16 protein-coding genes and 1 pseudogene are annotated in these 18,098 nt (G+C 72.4%); 10 read left to right on the top strand and 7 right to left on the bottom strand.

The features are described from left to right. Nucleotides 1-14: 14 nt before the first annotated feature. From egtD to egtA, 4 genes are read right to left on the bottom strand one after another with little or no spacing between them, the layout of a single operon-like run. On the bottom strand, nt 15-977 hold the full coding sequence (egtD, locus tag PV963_RS40075; RefSeq protein ID WP_274821346.1) for an L-histidine N(alpha)-methyltransferase: 963 nt from the start codon (nt 975-977) through the stop codon (nt 15-17). After that, nucleotides 974-1,765, bottom strand: a complete 792-nt coding sequence (gene egtC, locus PV963_RS40080; RefSeq protein WP_274821347.1) for an ergothioneine biosynthesis protein EgtC — start codon at nt 1,763-1,765, stop codon at nt 974-976. The genes egtD and egtC overlap by 4 nt, the downstream gene beginning before the upstream one ends. Then, nucleotides 1,765-3,102: an ergothioneine biosynthesis protein EgtB gene (gene egtB, locus PV963_RS40085; protein WP_274821348.1), complete on the bottom strand. Its 1,338-nt coding sequence runs from the start codon at nt 3,100-3,102 to the stop codon at nt 1,765-1,767. The genes egtC and egtB overlap by 1 nt, the downstream gene beginning before the upstream one ends. After that, nucleotides 3,099-4,400 carry an ergothioneine biosynthesis glutamate--cysteine ligase EgtA gene (gene egtA / locus PV963_RS40090; RefSeq protein ID WP_274821349.1) on the bottom strand — a complete coding sequence of 434 codons (1,302 nt, stop codon included), beginning with the start codon at nt 4,398-4,400 and terminating at the stop codon, nt 3,099-3,101. Before egtA ends, egtB begins: the two co-directional genes overlap by 4 nt. 291 nt (nt 4,401-4,691) lie before the next feature. Between egtA and PV963_RS40095 the strand changes: the two genes are divergently transcribed. Continuing rightward, entirely contained in the window at nt 4,692-5,534 is an 843-nt protein-coding gene (locus PV963_RS40095) for a TIGR02452 family protein (RefSeq protein WP_274821350.1), read from the top strand. On the opposite strand, the gene PV963_RS40100 is transcribed toward PV963_RS40095, so the two are convergent. Beyond that, nucleotides 5,497-5,943: a type II toxin-antitoxin system PemK/MazF family toxin gene (locus PV963_RS40100; protein ID WP_274821351.1), complete on the bottom strand. Its 447-nt coding sequence runs from the start codon at nt 5,941-5,943 to the stop codon at nt 5,497-5,499. The two genes, PV963_RS40095 and PV963_RS40100, sit on opposite strands and share 38 nt — an antisense overlap. A gap of 72 nt (nt 5,944-6,015) precedes the next feature. After that, complete coding sequence (locus PV963_RS40105; RefSeq protein WP_274821352.1) at nt 6,016-7,440, bottom strand: amidase; 1,425 nt, start codon at nt 7,438-7,440, stop codon at nt 6,016-6,018. A gap of 240 nt (nt 7,441-7,680) precedes the next feature. Between PV963_RS40105 and PV963_RS40110 the strand changes: the two genes are divergently transcribed. Both PV963_RS40110 and PV963_RS40115 read left to right on the top strand, forming a co-directional pair. After that, complete coding sequence (locus PV963_RS40110; protein WP_274821353.1) at nt 7,681-9,069, top strand: glycoside hydrolase family 43 protein; 1,389 nt, start codon at nt 7,681-7,683, stop codon at nt 9,067-9,069. Between the two features lie 169 nt (nt 9,070-9,238). Next, nucleotides 9,239-9,439, top strand: coding sequence for a hypothetical protein (locus tag PV963_RS40115; protein WP_274821354.1), 201 nt, complete (start codon nt 9,239-9,241; stop codon nt 9,437-9,439). Between the two features lie 9 nt (nt 9,440-9,448). Here PV963_RS40115 and PV963_RS40120 read toward each other — a convergent pair whose 3' ends face one another. Beyond that, nucleotides 9,449-10,084, bottom strand: coding sequence for a TetR/AcrR family transcriptional regulator (locus PV963_RS40120; RefSeq protein WP_274821355.1), 636 nt, complete (start codon nt 10,082-10,084; stop codon nt 9,449-9,451). 135 nt (nt 10,085-10,219) lie between these two features. Here PV963_RS40120 and PV963_RS40125 point away from each other — a divergent pair, with 135 nt between their 5' ends. From PV963_RS40125 to PV963_RS44175, 7 genes and pseudogenes are all read left to right on the top strand, one after another. Beyond that, nucleotides 10,220-11,365 (top strand): VOC family protein, encoded by a 1,146-nt coding sequence (locus PV963_RS40125; protein ID WP_274821356.1) that lies wholly within the window; start codon nt 10,220-10,222, stop codon nt 11,363-11,365. A gap of 28 nt (nt 11,366-11,393) precedes the next feature. Further along, complete coding sequence (locus PV963_RS40130) at nt 11,394-12,332, top strand: fumarylacetoacetate hydrolase family protein (RefSeq protein ID WP_274821357.1); 939 nt, start codon at nt 11,394-11,396, stop codon at nt 12,330-12,332. A gap of 9 nt (nt 12,333-12,341) precedes the next feature. Next, nucleotides 12,342-13,919: a bifunctional 3-(3-hydroxy-phenyl)propionate/3-hydroxycinnamic acid hydroxylase gene (locus tag PV963_RS40135; protein ID WP_274821358.1), complete on the top strand. Its 1,578-nt coding sequence runs from the start codon at nt 12,342-12,344 to the stop codon at nt 13,917-13,919. Further along, a complete protein-coding gene (locus PV963_RS40140) occupies nt 13,916-15,883 on the top strand; it encodes an acetoacetate--CoA ligase (RefSeq protein WP_274821359.1) in 1,968 nt (655 codons plus the stop codon). The genes PV963_RS40135 and PV963_RS40140 overlap by 4 nt, the downstream gene beginning before the upstream one ends. Continuing rightward, on the top strand, nt 15,880-16,233 hold the full coding sequence (locus tag PV963_RS40145; RefSeq protein ID WP_274821360.1) for a DoxX family protein: 354 nt from the start codon (nt 15,880-15,882) through the stop codon (nt 16,231-16,233). Before PV963_RS40140 ends, PV963_RS40145 begins: the two co-directional genes overlap by 4 nt. 1,074 nt (nt 16,234-17,307) lie before the next feature. Then, nucleotides 17,308-17,631 carry a hypothetical protein gene (locus tag PV963_RS40150; RefSeq protein WP_274821361.1) on the top strand — a complete coding sequence of 108 codons (324 nt, stop codon included), beginning with the start codon at nt 17,308-17,310 and terminating at the stop codon, nt 17,629-17,631. Nucleotides 17,632-17,698: 67 nt separating this feature from the next. Beyond that, nucleotides 17,699-17,916 (top strand): annotated as a pseudogene (locus PV963_RS44175) (NF041680 family putative transposase); the annotation flags it as partial. Nucleotides 17,917-18,098 lie beyond the last annotated feature (182 nt).

Consider the following 18,098-nt stretch of genomic DNA (forward strand, 5'->3'; position numbering starts at 1 on the left):
GGGGCTCGGGGGTGTCAGCGCGCCACGCTCAGCGACAGCGCGAACCGGCCCTCCTCGTCCGTCCACCAGTGGGTCAGGTCCAGCCCCGCCGCGAACAGTTCGGCGCGCACACCCTCCTGCCGGAACTTCGCCGACACCTCGGTGCGCAGCTCCTCGCCCGCCGCGAAGTCGACGGCGAGGCCGAGCGCCGGCACCTTCACGGTCTGCGCCGTACGGGAGCGCAGCCGCATCTCGATCCACTCGTGCTCGGCGTCCCACAGGGCCAGGTGGTCGAACGCGGCGGGCTCGAAGTCGGCGCCGAGCTCGCGGTTGATCACGGTGAGCACGTTCTTGTTGAACGCGGCCGTCACCCCGGCCGCGTCGTCGTACGCCCGGACCAGCACCTCCTCGTCCTTGACCAGGTCCGTGCCCAGCAGCAGGGCGTCGCCCGGGGCGAGCAGGGCACGCACGGACGCCAGGAACGCGGCGCGCTCGGCGGGCAGCAGGTTGCCGATCGTGCCGCCGAGGAACGCCACCAGCCGGGGACCCGGCGTGCCGGGCAGCGTCAGTTCCGCGGTGAAGTCGGCGATCAGCGCGTGCACGTCGAGCCCCGGCCGCTCGGCGGCGAGCGCCTGCCCGGCCTGGGTGAGGGCGCTCTCGCTGACGTCGACGGGGACGTAGGTGTGCAGGTCCGTCAGGGCGTCGAGCAGATGCCGCGTCTTCTCGGAGGAGCCGGAGCCGAGTTCGACCAGGGTGCGGGCCCGGGTCGCGGCGGCGATGTCCCCGGAGCGCGCGAGGAGGATCTCCCGTTCGGCGCGCGTCGGGTAGTACTCGGGCAGTTCGGTGATCTTCTCGAACAGGTCGCTGCCGTGCGCGTCGTAGAACCATTTCGGCGGCAGCGTCTTGGGACGGCCGGTCAGACCCCGGTGGACGTCGGCGCGCAGCGCGGCGTCCGTGGCGTCCTCGGGCAGCGTGCGGGTGAGGCGGAACGGGCTCACGTACGGGGCTCCTCGGGGTGTGCGGGCACGAAGGCGTCGGTCGGCTCCTTCAGCGGCGTGAGCAGCACGTCCGTGCGGCTCGCCGCGAGCAGGGTGCGGTCGGGCACCTCCTGCCAGTGCGGATCGTCGTCGTAGGGTTCGGAGGCCACGACGGTGCCGCCGCCGAGCCGGGTGAGGTACCAGAGGGTGTCGCCCCAGGCGGTCGCGGTGACGGTGTCGCCGTCGGTGAGCAGGAGGTTGAGCCGGGAACCGGGGGCCGCGGCGGCCACCTCCAGGACCGTGTCGGCCAGCGCCTGGCCCTGCTCGTCGCCGCTCCTCAGCCTGGCCAGGACCAGGGCCCACACGAGCGCCGAGTCGTTGCGGGCCTCCAGCGACAGCAGGTCCTCCGGCGGCAGGGTGCGGGACACCGGCGCGAGCGAGCCGGGCCAGCCCTTGACCGCCCCGTTGTGGCTGAACAGCCAGGTCCCCGCGGCGAACGGCGCCGCAGCGGCCTCCGCGTCCGCGCCCGACAGCGTCGCGTCCCGCACCGCGGCGAGCAGTGCGGTGGACCGTACGACCCGGGCGAGATCGGCGAACGACAGGTCCGCCCAGATCGGCCCGGCCCGCCGGTAACGGGCCGGCACCGGATCGCCCTCGGCGTACCAGCCCACCCCAAAACCGTCGGCGTTGACCGTCCCGTACCGCTGCCGCCGGGGCGCCCACGACTGCCGGTACAGGCCGTGCGGGGGCTCGACGAGGAGTCGCCCGAGCGGCTCGGCCGGTCCCACGTACGCCACATGACGGCACATCAGACGTCCTCCGAGCGGGCCGTGCGGAACCCGGAGAAGATCTGCCGCCGGATCGGATAGTCCCAGTTGCGGAACGTGCCCCGGCAGGCCACCGCGTCCACGGCGAACGAACCGCCGCGCAGCACCTTGTGGTCGGACCCGAAGAAGACCTCCGAGTACTCCTTGTACGGGAACGCCCTGAACCCCGGGTACGGCAGGAAGTCGCTCGCCGTCCACTCCCACACGTCGCCGATCAACTGCCGTACGCCGAGCGGCGACTCACCGGCCGGGTAGCTTCCGGCGGGCGCCGGACGCAGATGCCGCTGGCCGAGGTTGGCGTGCTCCGGGCCCGGGTCGGCGTCGCCCCACGGGTAGCGCATGGAGCGGTCGCCGGCCGGGTCGTACCGGGCCGCCTTCTCCCACTCGGCCTCCGTGGGCAGCCGGCGTCCCGCCCAGCGGGCGTAGGCGTCCGCCTCGTACCAGCACACGTGCAGCACCGGCTCATCCGGCGGGACGACCTCGGTGACGCCGAAACGCCGCCGCAGGAACTGCCTGCCGTCCCGCCGCCAGAACAGCGGGGCCGAGATGGAGTTCCGGCGGATGTGGGCCCAGCCGTCCGCCCTCCACCAGCGCGGGTCGTCGTAGCCGCCGTCCTCGATGAACGCCTGGTACGCGCCGTTCGTCACCGGGGTGGTGTCGATCCGGAAGGGCGCCACCTCGCGCCGGTGGGCGGGCCGTTCGTTGTCCAGGGCCCACGGCTCGTCGGAGGTGCCCATCGTGAACGGGCCGCCCGGGACGAGGACTTCGGACGGGCCGGTGAACAGCGGCGCCGGCTCCGGGTCGGGCGCGGTCAGGGCCTGCGGGCCGCGGCGGAGCTGATGGGTGATCAGCATGGTCTCGTCGTGCTGCTGTTCGTGCTGGGCGATCATCCCGAAGGCGAACCCGGCCTCCGTCAGCCGCGTCCCGTGGAACGCGGCCTGCTCCAGCACGTCCAGCGCGCGGCCACGCACGTCGGTCGCGTACGTGCGTGCCTCGGCGGGCGACAGCAGGGGCAGCTTCGGCCGCTCGGCCCGCGGGTGCTCGAAGGCGTCGTACAGGCCGTCGATCTCGGGCCGTATCGCCTCGTGCCCGGCGACGGCCCGCAGCAGCCACTGCTCCTCCTGGTTGCCGATGTGCGCCAGGTCCCACACCAGCGGCGACATCAGCGGCGAGTGCTGCGCGGTCAGGTCGGGGTCCTCGACGCAGCTCGTCAGCAGGGTGGTGCGCTCGCGCGCGACGACCAGCGAGGCGACCGCGCGCTCGCGGAGAACCTCGGGGTCGGCGGTATCGCTGTCGACAGCGGGGCTGGTGTCGGTCATGGGCGCAGGTCCTTCCCGTGGGCGCGACCGTCCGTGCCGCGCTGTCGGTCGAGCAGGTCGTCGGCGGGGCAGCGGCCCCGGACGACGTAGTGGTCCAGGTAGGCCGCGACGGCAGCCGTCACCTCGGGCGCGGCGCCGAGCCGGGGCAGGGCGTCCAGCGCGGCCGTGAAGCACGTGACGGCCACCTCGCGCAGTTCGGTGTCGGCCAGCCCGCTGCGGGCCGCGTCGATCCACAGCGGGTTGTGCGGCGCGGGCAGCCCCAGCGTCCGCTCGGCCAGCGGCTTCACGGCCCGGTAGGCGGTCTCGGCGGCCTCCGGGTCGTCGAACAGCGCCGCCGTCACGGCCAGCGGCACGATCCAGCCGTCGTCGCCGGGCTGCGCGTCGATCATGCGCAGTTCGAGATGGCCGCGCGGCCTGACCGGCGGGAACAGCGTCGTGACGTGGTAGTCGAGGTCCTCCCGCGTGGGCGGCCTGGGCAGGCCCGTGCGGGTCCACTCCCGGAAGGTGAGCCCCTCCGGGACGTCCCAGGGCCCGCCGTCGCGCCGTACGCACATCACGGGGGAGTCCAGCACGTGCCGGGCCCAGGCGCCGCGCGGGTCGGCGTCCAGCGGTGGTCCGCCCGCCCGGCCGGCGCCGATCCGGGTCCACATCAGCTGCCGGGTGGACAGCCAGCCGGTCGGCCGGTGACCGGCGAGCGGGGAGTTGGCGAACGCGGCCACCAGGACCGGGCCCAGGTGATGGGCCAGCCACCAGCGTCGCACATGGCCGAGAGGCCCCGGCTCCTCGTGGCCGGCGTCGACGCACACCTGCACGGAGGCCGAGGTGCACATCATGGCGCGGCCGGAGGGGCCGGTGCGGTCGAGGCAGGCCTCCATGGCGTCGTAGCGCGGTTCGCGCAGGAACCGGCGGGGTTCGTGCCAGGGATCGTGGCCGAGGCCGACCAGCGTGAGGCCGTTCCCGCGCAGGACCGCGCGGACGGCGTCGAGGTCGGCGGAGACGGTGGCGATGACTTCCGTCAGCGAGGCGGCGGGGGGCGAGCTCAGCTCCAGCTGGCCGCCGGGCTCCACGGTGAGCGCCGACCTCAGGGACAGGGGCCGCAGTGCGGCGTAGGCCACGTCGAGTCGTTCGGGTGTGACGGGGAGCTGCGGTGCGCGCAGCTCGTGGACGAGCCATTCCACCTCGACACCGAGGCGGCGCGGCGGGCCGGTCTTGAAGCAGATGCCGCGGACGAGAGCCTCGACCTCGGCTTCGGACAATGAGGTGCGTGGCCGGGTACAGCCACCTACCGATTCGGACATGTCGGGATCCTCCTGAGATTCCACCATGCCATCGGTCCGGACTCTTCGGCGGCCCGGGCCGGGTTCACTCGTCCCACCCAAGTCCCTCGTGTCGCTCGGCACAAGGGGGCGAACCGGGGCGTTCCGGGGCGGTCATCCGGGCCGGCCGCGTGTTTCCCGGCGCTTTCCCCGGTGTTCTCCGGTGGCGAAAACTCCGTTGCCCCGCACGGTCGGCATCACCCACGATGCGTGCGTGAGCAAGACAACACAGGCCGGGCGGCACGCGCTCACGGCGCACACGGGGGTGGCGCCGTGAGCGCGCGCCTGCGCGGTATCGCCCGGCAGACCGAGCAGATCGTGGCGACGGGGGCATATCGGGCGCCGGACGGGCGTGAGGTGTCGATCGCGGCGGAGCTCCGGGCGGCGCGCGAGGGCACGCGCATGTACGGTCCGCAACCGGTGCCGGTGCCGGTGCCCTCCACCCGGGTGACGCAGACGCTGGTCGAGGTCACGGGCGAGAGCAGCCTTGAGGCCGCCCGCCGGCTCGGCGCGAACGTGGCCGTACTGAACTTCGCCTCGGCTCGCAATCCCGGCGGTGGCTACCTCAACGGCGCACAGGCCCAGGAAGAGGCCCTGTGCCGGGCCTCGGCGCTGTACACCTGCCTGCTTCAGGCCCGCGCGTTCTACGACCACCACCGCGCCCACCGCGACCCGTTCTACACGGACCGTGTCATCCACTCACCCGCCGTGCCCGTCTTCCGCGACGACCGGGGCCGCCTGCTGGACGAGCCGTACACGGCCGGCTTCCTGACCTCTGCGGCGCCCAACGCGGGCGTGGTGCTCCGCACGGCACCCGAACGAGCCCCGGAACTGCCGCGGGCCCTCGCCGCCCGCGCCGAACGGGTCCTGGAGACGGCCGGCGCCCACGGCTACCGGCGTCTGGTGCTGGGCGCCTGGGGATGCGGCGTCTTCCGCAACGACCCGGCGCAGGTCGCGGGGGCGTTCCGGGCGCTGATCGAACCCGGCGGGCGCTTCGCGGCGGCCTTCGAACACGTGGTGTTCTCAGTGCTGGACCGGACGCCGGACGCCAGGGTACGGGGCGCCTTCGAGGAGGCCTTCAGCTCCAGCCGTAGCGCTCCCGCAGCCGGTGCCTGACGAGGTTGAACCGCATGCGGTCCAGGGCGCAGGCCTCCCGGCGCATGCCGTCCTCGTGCAGGCGCAGGACCCGGTCCACGTCGACCCACGACTCACGGCCCGACCGGTCCCACGGCCCGCTGCCGATCGGCACCCACTCCCGGTCGCCGTCGTGCCGCTTGCTGGACAACTGCACGGCGAGGAACGTCCCCGCCGGCTCGCGGGCGACCACGAGCACCGGGCGGTCCTTGCCGCGCCCGTCGTTCTCCTCGTAGGGCACCCAGGTCCAGACGATCTCGCCGGGGTCGGGGTCGCCGTCGTGCGCGGGCGAGTACTCCGTGCGCACCCGGCCCACCTCGCGCGGATCGGCCTGGACGGTGGCGGAGGGGCCGGAGCGGCCCGGGACGTTCTCATCGGTAAACGCGGTCACGGGGGCACCCTAGGGGGTGTCCGCACGAGCCCGGCCACCGAGGCGTCTCCCTACGGGAGCGCGTACGGCCGGTCAGGCGGCAGCGGAACGCTCGGTGAACGGCGGCGCCGGCCACTTCTCGTGCCAGCGCAGCTCCGCCTCCAACTGCGCGGCCACCCGCACCAGAAGAGGTTCGCTGTTCGCCGGGCCGAGCAACTGGGCCCCGACGGGCAGGCCGTCCGCCGTGAAACCGGCGGGCACGTTGACGCCCGGCCAGCCCAGCACGTTCCAGGGCCAGGCGTACGGGCAGGCGGCGATCATCGCCCGGTCGGTGGCGAAACCGCTGAGTTCCAGCAGGGCGCCGATCCGGGGCGGGGGAGCGGCGGTGGTGGGCGCGAGGACGATGTCGTACGAGGTGAAGAACGCCCCGATACGGCCGTGCAGGACCGCCTCCGCCCGCCGGGCGGCCCGCAGCGGTGCCCCGCCGAGCAGCCGGCCCAGCCGGGCCGCGTCCCGGGTGCGCCGGTCCAGCAGCGCCGGGAAGGGCGCCTCGGCCACCCGCTCGGCGATCCCGGCCGTCGCGCGCGGCACGAAGGTCAGCCCGATCTGCCCGTACGGCGGGTCCGCCTCCTCGACCGTGTGCCCCAACGCCGCGAGCCGGTCGGCGAGTTCGACGACCCGGGTCCGCACCTCCGGCCGGAGCCGGGCGGGCACGGCCGTGAACGGCGGCTTGAGGGCGAGCGCGATGCGCAGCCGCCCGGGGTCGCGGCCGACGGCCGCCGAGGCGTCGACGGCCGGGGGCCGGTGCGGGTCCCGCGCGTGGTTGCCGCTCGCCGCGTCCAGCAGCAGGGCCGCGTCGGCGACCGTACGGGCCAGCGTGCCGTTGACGGTGATGCCCTGGAAGGACTCGCCGCGCGGCCAGGTGGAGACGCGGCCGCGCTGCGGCTTGATGCCGACCAGATGGGTCCACGCGGCCGGGATCCGCACCGACCCGGCGCCGTCCGAGCCGAGCGCGGCGGGCACCAGACCGGCGGCGACCGCGGCGGCCGAGCCGCCCGAGGAACCACCGGGCGTATGGGCCGTACTCCACGGATTGCGGGTCGCGCCGAAGGCCGGCCCCTCGGTGAAGGGCCACTGCCCGAACTCGCAGGTGTTGGTCTTGCCGACGATCACGGCCCCGGCCGCGCGCAGCCGCCGTACCGCCTCGCCGTCCTCGGCGACCGGCGGGAACTGACCGCAGCAGCCGAAGGCGGTCGGCTCGCCGGCCACGTCCATGTCGTCCTTCACCGCGACGGGCACCCCCAGCAGCGGCTTGCGCACGCCCGCAGCCAGCTCCCGGTCGGCGGCATCGGCCTCGGCGAGCGCCGCCTCGGCCCGGACGATCCGGAAGGCGTTGATGCTGCCCTGCGTGGCCTCGATCCGCGCCAGTGCCCCCTCGACCAGCGCCCGGGACGTCACGTCCCCGTCGGCCAGCGCACGGGCGGTCTCCGCCAGGCCTGCGGCACGGTCGAGCGTCATACGGACACCTCCGGAAGCAACTCGTCTACCGAACGGTAACGTCCGACGGCCGGCGGTGGAACGCCGACGACAGGAGTGGAAATTCACCCACCGGCCACATCTTTCTCACTGGGCTCATCGGCTCCTGTTCAAACCATTGACGCTTCCCTGCCCGGCCCTTACTTTCTGAGCCCCCACTTCTGATCGATTTTCCGAACCTTGTTCGGTATATCGACCCTTGTGTCTCAGGGAGAGCCGCCCGTGACCTCACACCCCGTCGCCCCGTCCCGCCGTACGCTGCTGCGCGCCCTGGCGGCCCTGCCCGCCTCGGCGGTCCTGCTGAGCGAGGCGCCCGGACTGCTCGGCAGCGCCCTGGCCGCCGCACCGCCGAACGGCTCCGCCACCCGGTACACGATCGTGCCGTTCCTCAACAGCAACGACGGCACGGTCAACGTCTACCAGTCGGACGACGCCACCGACTTCCGGCTGCTGCGCTCCTCCGCGTACACGCCGCCCGCGGGCCGGATCCGCGACGCGAGCGTCATCAGACACACCGACGGCAACTACTACGCCACCTACACCACGCGCACTTGGCAGGACGTCAGCAGGACCATCGGCTTCGCCCGCAGCTCCGACCGCGTCAACTGGACGTTCCTCTACGACTACACGGTCCCCGTCGCGAACCTCTCCCGCGCCTGGGCGCCCGAGTGGTTCGTCGACAGCGACGGCAGCGTCAGCATCATCGTGTCCTGCTCCACCACGAACAACGAGTGGATCTTCACGCCGTACCTGCTCAGGGCCACGAACTCCGCCCTGACGGCCTGGAGTTCACCGGTGGCGCTCGCGGGCATCGGCGCCAACCACATCGACACGTTCATCGTGAAGATCGGCTCGACGTACCACGCCTTCCCGAAGAACGAGACGACGAAGTACATCGAGTACGCCACCGCCTCGAACCTCACCGGCCCCTACACGATCCGCAGGACGGGCGACTGGGCGGGCTGGGGCAGCTACCGCGAGGGCCCGGCGCTGGTGCAGCTCGACAACGGCGGCTGGCGCATCTTCTTCGACGGCTACGGCGACGGCAACTACTACTACAGCGACAGCTACGACACCTTCGCCACCTGGACGGCACCGGCCGCGCTGCCCGGGATCTCCGGCACGGCACGGCACTTCACGGTCGTCAAGGAAACGGTCTCCGGCGGCCCGAGCCTGCCCCGGAACACCACCCGCTCCTTCCGGTCGGCCAACTACTCGACCCGCTACTGGCAGCAGCAGTCCTCGCTGCTCAACCTGCCCGTGGTCAGCGGCTCCAGCACCACCGCCGAGAAGCGGGCCGCCACCTTCACGGTCGTCGCCGGCCTGGCCGACGCGAGCGGCTACTCCTTCCGCGACGCGGCCGGCAACTACCTGCGCCACTGGGACTTCCGCGCCCGCTTCGACCCGAATGACGGCACGAGCACGTTCGCCAAGGACGCCACGTTCATCCTCCGGACCGGCACGGCATCGGGCTCCGTCCGCTTCGAGTCGTACAACTACCCCGGGCATTACCTGCGCCACTACGCCTACCAACTCCGCGTGGAACGCCCGAACGGAACGGACCTGTTCCGGCAGGACAGTTCGTTCGTGCCGGTGGCTGCCTGGGCTTGACCTGCACCGCTGCTGACCTGGGCAATTGTGCTGGGGGTTGCGGAGTGCTTCCCTCCGCTTCCCTGGTTTTCCCGGGAGTTCCCGGCCGAATGTGCACTGGTTGTGCACTGGGTGCTGCGGGTGTGTGTGGGGGGAGGAGGCCTTCGGGCCTGGTCGGGCATGCCAACGCGTGGTTAATCCCGCCCGCGGGGATGCGGTCCCTGGGTGCTCTGCGGCGCTGCTGAACAAGGCCCTGGAAGAGCCTGTTCCGCTGGAGAACGTCCCCGCGGGGCTGCGCCTGCGGTCCGTCACCCTCACGCGGGACGGGATCGAGGCCGACTTCGCCGGCCGGTCGGTCACCTTCCGGCCGGGCTCCGCGGCCGCCGCGTAGTGGGGTGGGTCAGGCGGGGTCGGGCAGGGGGCGGCGGGCGACCTCGTGGGCGTCGTCCGGTGGCACGCCCAGCATGCGCAGGACCATCTCGGCCAGGTCGACCGCGGCTTCGTCGCCGTCCAGTTCGGGGCGGGCGAACCTCAGCTCCACCAGGGACAGCAGGGTTCCACCCAGTGCGGACAGGGCGACCGTCGGGTCCACGGGGGCGAAGCGGCCGGAGGCCATACCCACCTCCACGTCACGCAGTGCCCGCCGGGCCAGGCCGTTGTCCGAGTGGATGTGGCCCAGGCCCCGGCTGCGCAGAACCTGCATCAGCTCCGGGTGGGAGTCGGCCATGCGGGCGCTGAGCCGGAAGCCCGTCGCGACGAGTTCCGCCGGGTCATCGATCCCGGCCAGGCGCTTGTCGAAGCTCTGGCCGAACTCCTCCAGCGCGTCGACCACCGCCGCCTCGAACAGCTCGGTCTTGGACTGGAAGTGGTTGTAGAAGGACCCGAAACCGACGTCGGCGCGCTCGGCGATCGCCTGGATGCTGGCGCCGGTGTCACCGGTCTCGGCGAGGATCTGCCGGGCGGCGCGAATGAGCGCGCGACGGGTCTCGGCGCGGCGCCGCTCGAACCGGTTGCTGGGCGGGGCTGACGTAGGCATGCGCCGATTCTAACCGCCGGGACGATGGCGATAGCAGCTCTGATGAATCCATCATTTCTTCCCGCGAACGTCTTGACGATGGAACTGTCACAGTTGATGATTCCCTCATCACAGCGATGTCGCTCGGAGAGCACCATGTCTGAACCCCGCGTCCACGGGACCGATGTCAAGACGGCCCACCAGGACCTCCACAGCGAACAGGGCGCCCTGCGCGGCGAGCACCCCGGGCGGTCGCGGAATCCCGTGATCAAGGTGGCGGACCTGGCCTGGCTGGAGTTCGAGAAGCCTGATCTGGACCGGGCCGAGGTCTTCGCCCGGGACTTCGGGTTCCAGGTCGCCGCGCGCACCGAGAGCGAACTGTGGCTGTGCGGCACCTTCGCCGGCTCCCCGTGCATGGTGATCCGCCGTGGCCGTACATCCCGGTTCATCGGCCCGGCGTTCCGCGCGGGCGAGCGGGCCGATCTGGACCGGCTGGCGCGGGCCACCGGCTCCGACGTGCGGGACACGGACGTACCGGGCGGCGGCAAGGCGGTCCATCTGCTCGACCCCTCGGGCTTCCCGGTGCGGGTCGTGCACTGCGGCGAGCGGTTGCCGGCGCTGCCCGGGCAGCGGCCGCTGCTGCTCAACTTCGGCACGGATCACCGGCGTACGAACGCCACGCAGCGACCGCCGCGCGAGCCGTCCCGGATCCAGCGGCTGGGCCATGTCGTTCTGGAGACCCGCGTATTCGCCCGGGCCCTGGACTGGTACCTGGACACGCTGGGGATGATCGTGTCCGACTTCCTGTTCCTGGACGGGCAGCGCGAGCGCGGACCGGTCATGGCGTTCATCCGCTGCGACCTCGGCAGCGTGCCGGCCGACCACCACACGCTGGCCATGCACCTGGGGCCGGGGACGGGCTATGTCCACTCCGCCTACCAGGTCACCGACCTGGACTCGATCGCCGCCGGCGGCGAGTACCTCAAGGAGCGCGGCTACCAGCGAAGTTGGGGCATCGGTCGGCACATCCAGGGCAGCCAGCTCTTCGACTACTGGCGTGACACCGACCGCTTCATGCTGGAGCACTTCGCCGACGGGGACCTGTTCTCCTGCGACGTCGAGCCGGGGTGGGCGCCGATGTCGACGAGCGGCCTGGCCCAGTGGGGTCCGCCCGCCACCCGCGACTTCCTCGGCGCGAGCCCTTCCCCGCAGCGGGTCCGTGACGTCATCCAGGCCCTGCGCGGTGACAACGAGATGGACCCGGCGCGCCTGCTGGGCCTGCTCAAGGCCACCAAATCCTGAACCCCAGCCCCCTCACGAAGGTACTGACATGAGCACCAACGTCCTGCGCACCGCCGACGGCTGGTGGGTCGCCCGCCGCGACCGGGCCGTCCCCGTCGACACCAAGGCCGCCACCACCGCCGAGCTGATCGCCGACCGTGACGCCGTACGAGAGGCGGCCCTGTCGACCGACACGGGCACGCCCGTCGCCGACCTGGTCGCCCTCTCGCCGGTCACCACCCCCTGCCGGGTGGTCGCCCAGATGGTCAACTACCGCAGCCACGCCCGCGATTCGGGCTTCACCGGCGACATCCCGCCCGCCTTCTTCCGCAAGGCGTCCGGCTCGGTCAGCGGACCCGGCGACACCGTCGTCCGGCCCTCCCACGTGGAGTTCCTCGACTACGAGATCGAGCTCGGTCTGGTCATGGGGGTGCCGCTGCCCGTCGGCACCGTCGTCGAGGAGCGGGACCTGCCGTCGTACGTCGCCGGGCTGGTGATCACCAACGACGTCAGCGCCCGCGATGTCCAGCTGACGAAGACGCAGTTCTACGAGAGCAAGTCGTACCCGACCTTCACGCCGACCGGCCCGTACCTCGCCCTGCTGGAGCCGGAGGACTTCGTCCGGCTCCCCGATCTGCGGCTGCAGTTGTCCGTCAACGGCGAGCTGCGCCAGGACCGCACGCTCGCCGACATGATCGTCCGTCCGGCGCAGGCGCTGACGCTGCTGGCCCGGTTCCAGACCCTCGACCCCGGTGACCTGCTGCTGACCGGCACGCCCGGCGGCACGGCCCTGAAGGCTCCGCCGAAGCCGGTCGAGAAGATCGGCGCGCTGCTGCCGCCCGCCCTGAAGTGGAAGGCGTTCTTCAAGTCCCAGGCGCGGAATCCGCACTACCTGCACGCGGGTGACGTGATCACCGCGACGATCTCGACCCCGGGCGGCCGGATCGACCTCGGCGAGCAGCGCACGCCCGTCACGGACGCGAAGTAGGGACCTGAGGTGAGCCGTACCGAACAGCACGTACCGGTGGTCGTCGTCGGCGCCGGACCGGTGGGCGTGACCGCCGCCCTCCTCCTCGCCCGGCGCGGAGTCCGCACCGTCATCCTGGAACGCCACCGGGACCTCTACCCCCTCCCGCGCGCCGTCGCCACCGACGACGAGGTCCGCAGGATCCTCCAGGCCGCGGGCGTGGGGGAGGAGTTCGCCGCGATCGCCCGCCCGGCGGGCGGGCTGCGGCTGCTGGACGCGCGGCACCGGGTGATGGCCGAGTTCCGCCGCACCGAGCACGGCCATCACGGCTACCCGCAGACCAGCATGTTCGACCAGCCCGAGCTGGAGCGGCTGCTGCGCGACGCCCTCTCCCGGCGCCCGGAGTGCGAACTGCGCGGTGGGGTGGAGGTCGTCGGCGTCGAGCAGGACGGCGACGGCCCGGTCCGGGTGACCTACCGCGACGACGAGGGCGAACACCTGCTGCGGGCCGACGCGGTCCTCGGCTGTGACGGTGCCAACAGCCTCACCCGCGACGCCATCGGCGCAGTGTGGGAGGACCTGCGTTTCGAGGAATGCTGGACCGTCGTCGACGTCCGCACGAAGGCCGACGTCCGCTGCTGGGAGGGCGTCGACCAGGTCTGCGACCCGCACCGCCCGGCGACCTTCATGCGCGTCGGCGAGGACCGCTACCGCTGGGAGTTCCGGCGCGGGGACGCCGAGGAACCGGTCCGCGAGCTGGTCGCGCCATGGCTGCCGCCCTCCTACGACGGGGACTTCGAGGTCGTCCGCGAGGCGCGGTACACCTTCCGGGCGCGCGTCGCCGACCGATGGCGCGGCGGACGGGTCTTCCTCCTGGGCGACGCCGCCCACCTCACCCCGCCGTTCATCGGGCAGGGCCTGTGCTCGGGGATGCGCGACGCCCACAACCTCACCTGGAAGCTCGCCCGTGTCCTGGTTCAGGGCGGCGACGAGTGGCTGCTGGACACGTACGAGAGCGAACGCAAGCCGCACGCCCGGCATGTGATCCGGCTCGCGGTCGCCATGGGCTGGGCCATGACCGGCGGCCAGGACGGCGCCGCCGCGGTGCGCCGCAGACTCCTGGCCGCGGCCTGCCGCATACCCGGCCTGACAACGGCGGCCGGCCGCGACCTCAGCCCGCCCCTGACCGCCGGGCCCCTCGTCCGACGCCGCATCCGCAGGGGCCTCGCGGGCACCCACTGCCCGCAGCCGTGGATCACCGGCGACGGACCGCGTACCCGTCTCGACGAGCTGCTCGGCGACTCCTTCACCATCCTGACCACCGCGGAGCCCTGGCCCTCGCTGAGCGTGCTCGCCCACGCGATCGGCGTCCGGGCGATCCCCGTGACCGGCCTCGGCGACGACGGCACGCTCGCGGCCTGGATGCGCGCCGGCCGGGCCGACGCCGTCCTGCTGCGCCCCGACCGCGTCGTCATGGACGTCGTCCCGGCCGGGGGCCGCGACTTCACCGACACCGCCGCCTGGGCGGCCCTTCTGCACACCACGCGCAGCCCCCACCCACCCCGACGGACCGTCGAGGACAGCCCGCTGAGGAGCGCCACAGGATGACCGTGCCCGAGCCTTTCACGACGCCCGATCCGCAGGCCGTCGCGGACAGCCACATCATGGACTTCGCCCGCCATGTCGGGATGGCCGGCTCCGACTACGCCGCCCTGCACCGCTGGTCGGTCACCGACCTGGAGGGCTTCTGGGGCGCGGTGTGGGGGTACTTCGACATCGACGCGGACACCCCGTACGAGCAGGTGCTGGCGCAGGAGCGGATGCCCGGCGCCCGCTGGTTCCCCGGCGCCACCCTCAACTACGCCCACCACGCCCTGCGCAACCTCGCCGACGACGCCGTGGCGATCATCGCGCTCGACGAGACCGGCTCCGGGTACGAGGTGACCGGAGGCCGGCTGCGCTCCCAGGTCGCTTCCGTCGCCGCCACCCTGCGCGACCTGGGCGTCGGCAAGGGGGACCGGGTCGTGGGCTACCTGCCCAACACCCCGCATGCGATCGTCGCGTTCCTCGCCGCCGCGAGCCTGGGCGCCGTGTGGTCGGTCTGCGGGCAGGACTACGCCCCCAAGGCCGCCGCCGACCGCTTCGCCCAGCTCCGACCCACCGTCCTGATCGGCGCCGACGGCTACCTCTTCAACGCCACCACCCACGACCGCCGCGACGCCACCCTCGAACTCGCCGGTGCACTGCCGACGTTGAAGGCCACCGTCCTGGTGGACCACGTGGGCCTGCCGTGGCCGTCGCAGGCGTACCCGTCGCTGGTGGTGCCGTGGGAGGACGCCTCCACCCGCGCCGAGGAACTCACCTGCACCCCCGTGCCGTTCGACCACCCCCTGTGGGTCGTGTACTCCTCCGGCACCACCGGCCTGCCCAAGGGCATCGTCCACGGCCACGGCGGCGTCCTGCTGGAGCACCTGAAGACCCTCGGACTTCACTCCGACCTGGGCCCCGGCGACCGCCTCCTGTGGTACACGACCACCCACTGGATGATGTGGAACCTGGTCGCCTCCACCCTCCTGACGGGCGCCACGACGTGCACATACGACGGCAGCCCGGCGCCCTTCGCCAAGCCCGACGTCCTGTGGGAGCTGGCCGCGCGCCACCGCGTGACCGTCTTCGGCACCAGCCCCCAGTACCTGCTGGGCATGGCCAAGTTCGGCATCGACCCCTCGGCGCACGACCTGTCCTCGATCCGCGTGGTCGGCTGCACCGGCTCCGCTCTGCCGGCCTCCGCCTACCCCTGGGTCCGCCACCACGTCGGCGACCACGTCCTGCTCGCGTCCATCAGCGGCGGCACGGACGTGGTGTCCGGCTTCGCCGGCAGCGCACCCAACACACCGGTCTGGGCAGGGGAGTTGTCGGCGCCCCACCTGGGCGTGGCGCTGGCCGCGTACGACGCCGAGGGCTTCCCGATCGTGGACCAGGTGGGCGAACTGGTCGTCACCCGCCCGATGCCGTCGATGCCGCTGTACTTCTGGAACGACCCCGACGGCACCCGCTACCGCGACGCCTACTTCTCCTCCGACCCCGGGGTATGGCGGCACGGCGACTGGATCACAGTCACGGGACACGGCTCCGTGATCGTCCACGGCCGCTCCGACAGCACCTTGAACCGCAACGGCGTACGCCTGGGCAGCGCCGACATCCACGACGTCGTCGAACGCCTCCCCGAGATCACCGAGGCCCTCGTCATCGGCGTCGAGGAACCCGACGGCGGCTACTGGATGCCGCTGTTCGTGGTCCTCGCCGCCGGCGTGACCCTGGACGACCCGCTCCGCGAGAAGATCAAGGAGGCGATCCGGGCCGGCGCCTCACCCCGCCACGTCCCCGACGAGATCCTCGAAGTCCCCGGCATCCCGCACACCCGCACCGGCAAGAAACTCGAAGTCCCCGTCAAACGCCTCCTCCAGGGAGCCCCGGCCGAGCACGTGGTCAACCCCGCGACGGTGGACGCCCCCGACCTGATCGACCACTACGCCCGGCTGGGCGCCGAACGCCGGGGGTGGTCGGCGTGACGACCGCACAGATCACCCTCGCCGTCGTCCTGGTCCTGGTCTTCCTGCCCCTGGGAGGGGCGAAGATCGCCGCGGTGCCGTTCATGCGTCAGGCGGCAGCGCACCTGGGCATGTCGCCGGGCCTCTACCGCTTCGTCGGCACCCTGGAAGTGGCCGGAGCCGTCGGACTGGTGCTCGGGCTGGCTTCCGCCCCGCTCGGGGTGGCCGCCGCGATCGGGCTGGCGCTGTTGATGACCGTCGCCGCGGTGGTCCACCTGCGGCACGGCGACCCGCCCGTGCGAGCCCTGCCCGCCGCCGTTCTGGCCCTGACGGCGGTGGCGTACGCCGGGGTGGCGGTCGGTACCGGCTGACGGCCCGCAACGTGCGCCGTCCGCGCGGGCGCCCGGCGAGCTGCGCCGCCGTCAGCGGAGTGGCCATGCCGCCCTGGCGGAGCCCATGCTTCCGACGGCATCTGCGTCCGGCCGCGGACGGCAAGACCGGCCACGCAGAGTAGATGAGCACGGAATGCCAGGTCGGGCAATTCTGGTCCCCGGGGGGGGGGCGACGCAGTCGGTGATAGGCGTGTGAGAGCAGCGTGCGACGAGAAGCCCCGCAGGTGCGGCCCGGCGGGGCTTCTGAGTATCGGCGACAGACTCTTACGGCCGATGCACAGCATGCGGGGCGTACGGGGGTCCCGCGCGCGGGCTGTTCATGGCCGGGGTGAGCCTGCCGACATCTTCAAGTCCGGTGTGAAGTTGGGGGGGCCGGAGCGCAGGGCGGGAACGGGAGCGCGTGGGAGGGGGCGGATACACCTGCCTTGGAGCATCACGACTTCACGGTGTGCACCTCCTTATGGCGCGGAGGCTCCGGCGGATGCAGGAGGGGTGTGATCAGCGAGCTGACCTTCGACGAGCAACCGGGCATCGCGGGGCTGGAGCCTCTGTTCGTGTGTGTGGCTGCCTGCGTCAGCGAGGGGCAGGTGCTCTCGGGCACCGGCCGCAGCGTGGGAAGGTCCGGCGCCCGCCTCGAAGCGGCGAAGCATCTGTTGAGCGAGTGGAAGCCGACGACGGTAGGCCGGCCCGCGCCCGCGCTCCCTGTCTGGCGCGGGAAGGAAAACGTGCCGGCCCTCGACGAGATGACCGCTCTCCAAGTGCTGAACCAGCTGAAGCAGAAGGGCCGGATCGCCGAGCTGGTCATCGGCAATCCCCGGATCGAACCGGGGATCGGGTATCTCGCGGCCGTCACCTGCCAGGTCGCAGGGCAACAACTGCGGGCGGAGGCGGCCGGAGCGGCGAAGCGGCCGGCCCAACCACCCGGCCTCCCAGCCTGGTTCCCGCCGCCCCTTCCCGCACCAACTACCGAGCACCTGCACGCCCTCGTCAACGATGCCGCGGTCGAGGCCAGGGACTTCCTCCGCATCGGAGTTCCGCTCGAACGCGCCTGGGATGAGGACACCGTCCGTCTCCGCTCCCGCATCCCGCACACCTGCATCCCGGACATCGCCGACCGGCCTGGCCCTCGCCCTGAACCGGACCGCCACAGGACGCTTCCTCCTGATCCGTCTCTACCTGGTCCTGCGCTGGAGGCTCCCGTGGAACGTGATGGCGTTCCTCGACGACGCCCACCGCCGCCGCGGCGTACTGCGGCAGGTCGGCTCGGTCTACCAGTTCCGGCACATCGACATCCAGCGACGCCTCGCAGCCCCAGACACCACGCCGCCAGACAGCCCGACCCCGAGCGCACCGCCGCCCTCCACCGATCCGCTGTGACGCGCTGTTGTGCACGGACGGGCCGGTGCGGACGCTGGTCGACCCGGCGCTCGCGCCGGAACACCTGGAACCCGGATATGACGCACCCCGCATCGCTCACCTGCTGTGTGACCTGCCCGTCGAGGTCCTCGGCCGGCTCCGCTCTGACCGCCCTACGCCCCGAAGGGCGGCCGACCGCCCAAGCGCGGCGGCGAGTTCGCCTTTGGTGACTCCGCCACCTGGGGCACCGAGCAAGCCGTGACGGTCACCGACACCCGCCTCTATGGAAAGGCGACCGCGCAGGCGCGGGGGAAACCTGCGCACGAAAACCGGCACTACTCCGGCCAGCGCACCGAAACCGTTCCGTCCTGGGCCCGGCAGGCCGCCGGCTCGAAGAACCGTCGCCCAGTCACCCATCATGAAGTGGGCAGAGTCCTCGCAACCGGTGAGGCATACAGCCGCCCCGCCCACCACAAGGCAAGGTGGGC

Origin of the sequence: Streptomyces coeruleorubidus (assembly GCF_028885415.1) — a bacterium.
In the GTDB taxonomy this organism is placed as follows: Bacteria; Actinomycetota; Actinomycetes; order Streptomycetales; family Streptomycetaceae; genus Streptomyces; species Streptomyces coeruleorubidus_A.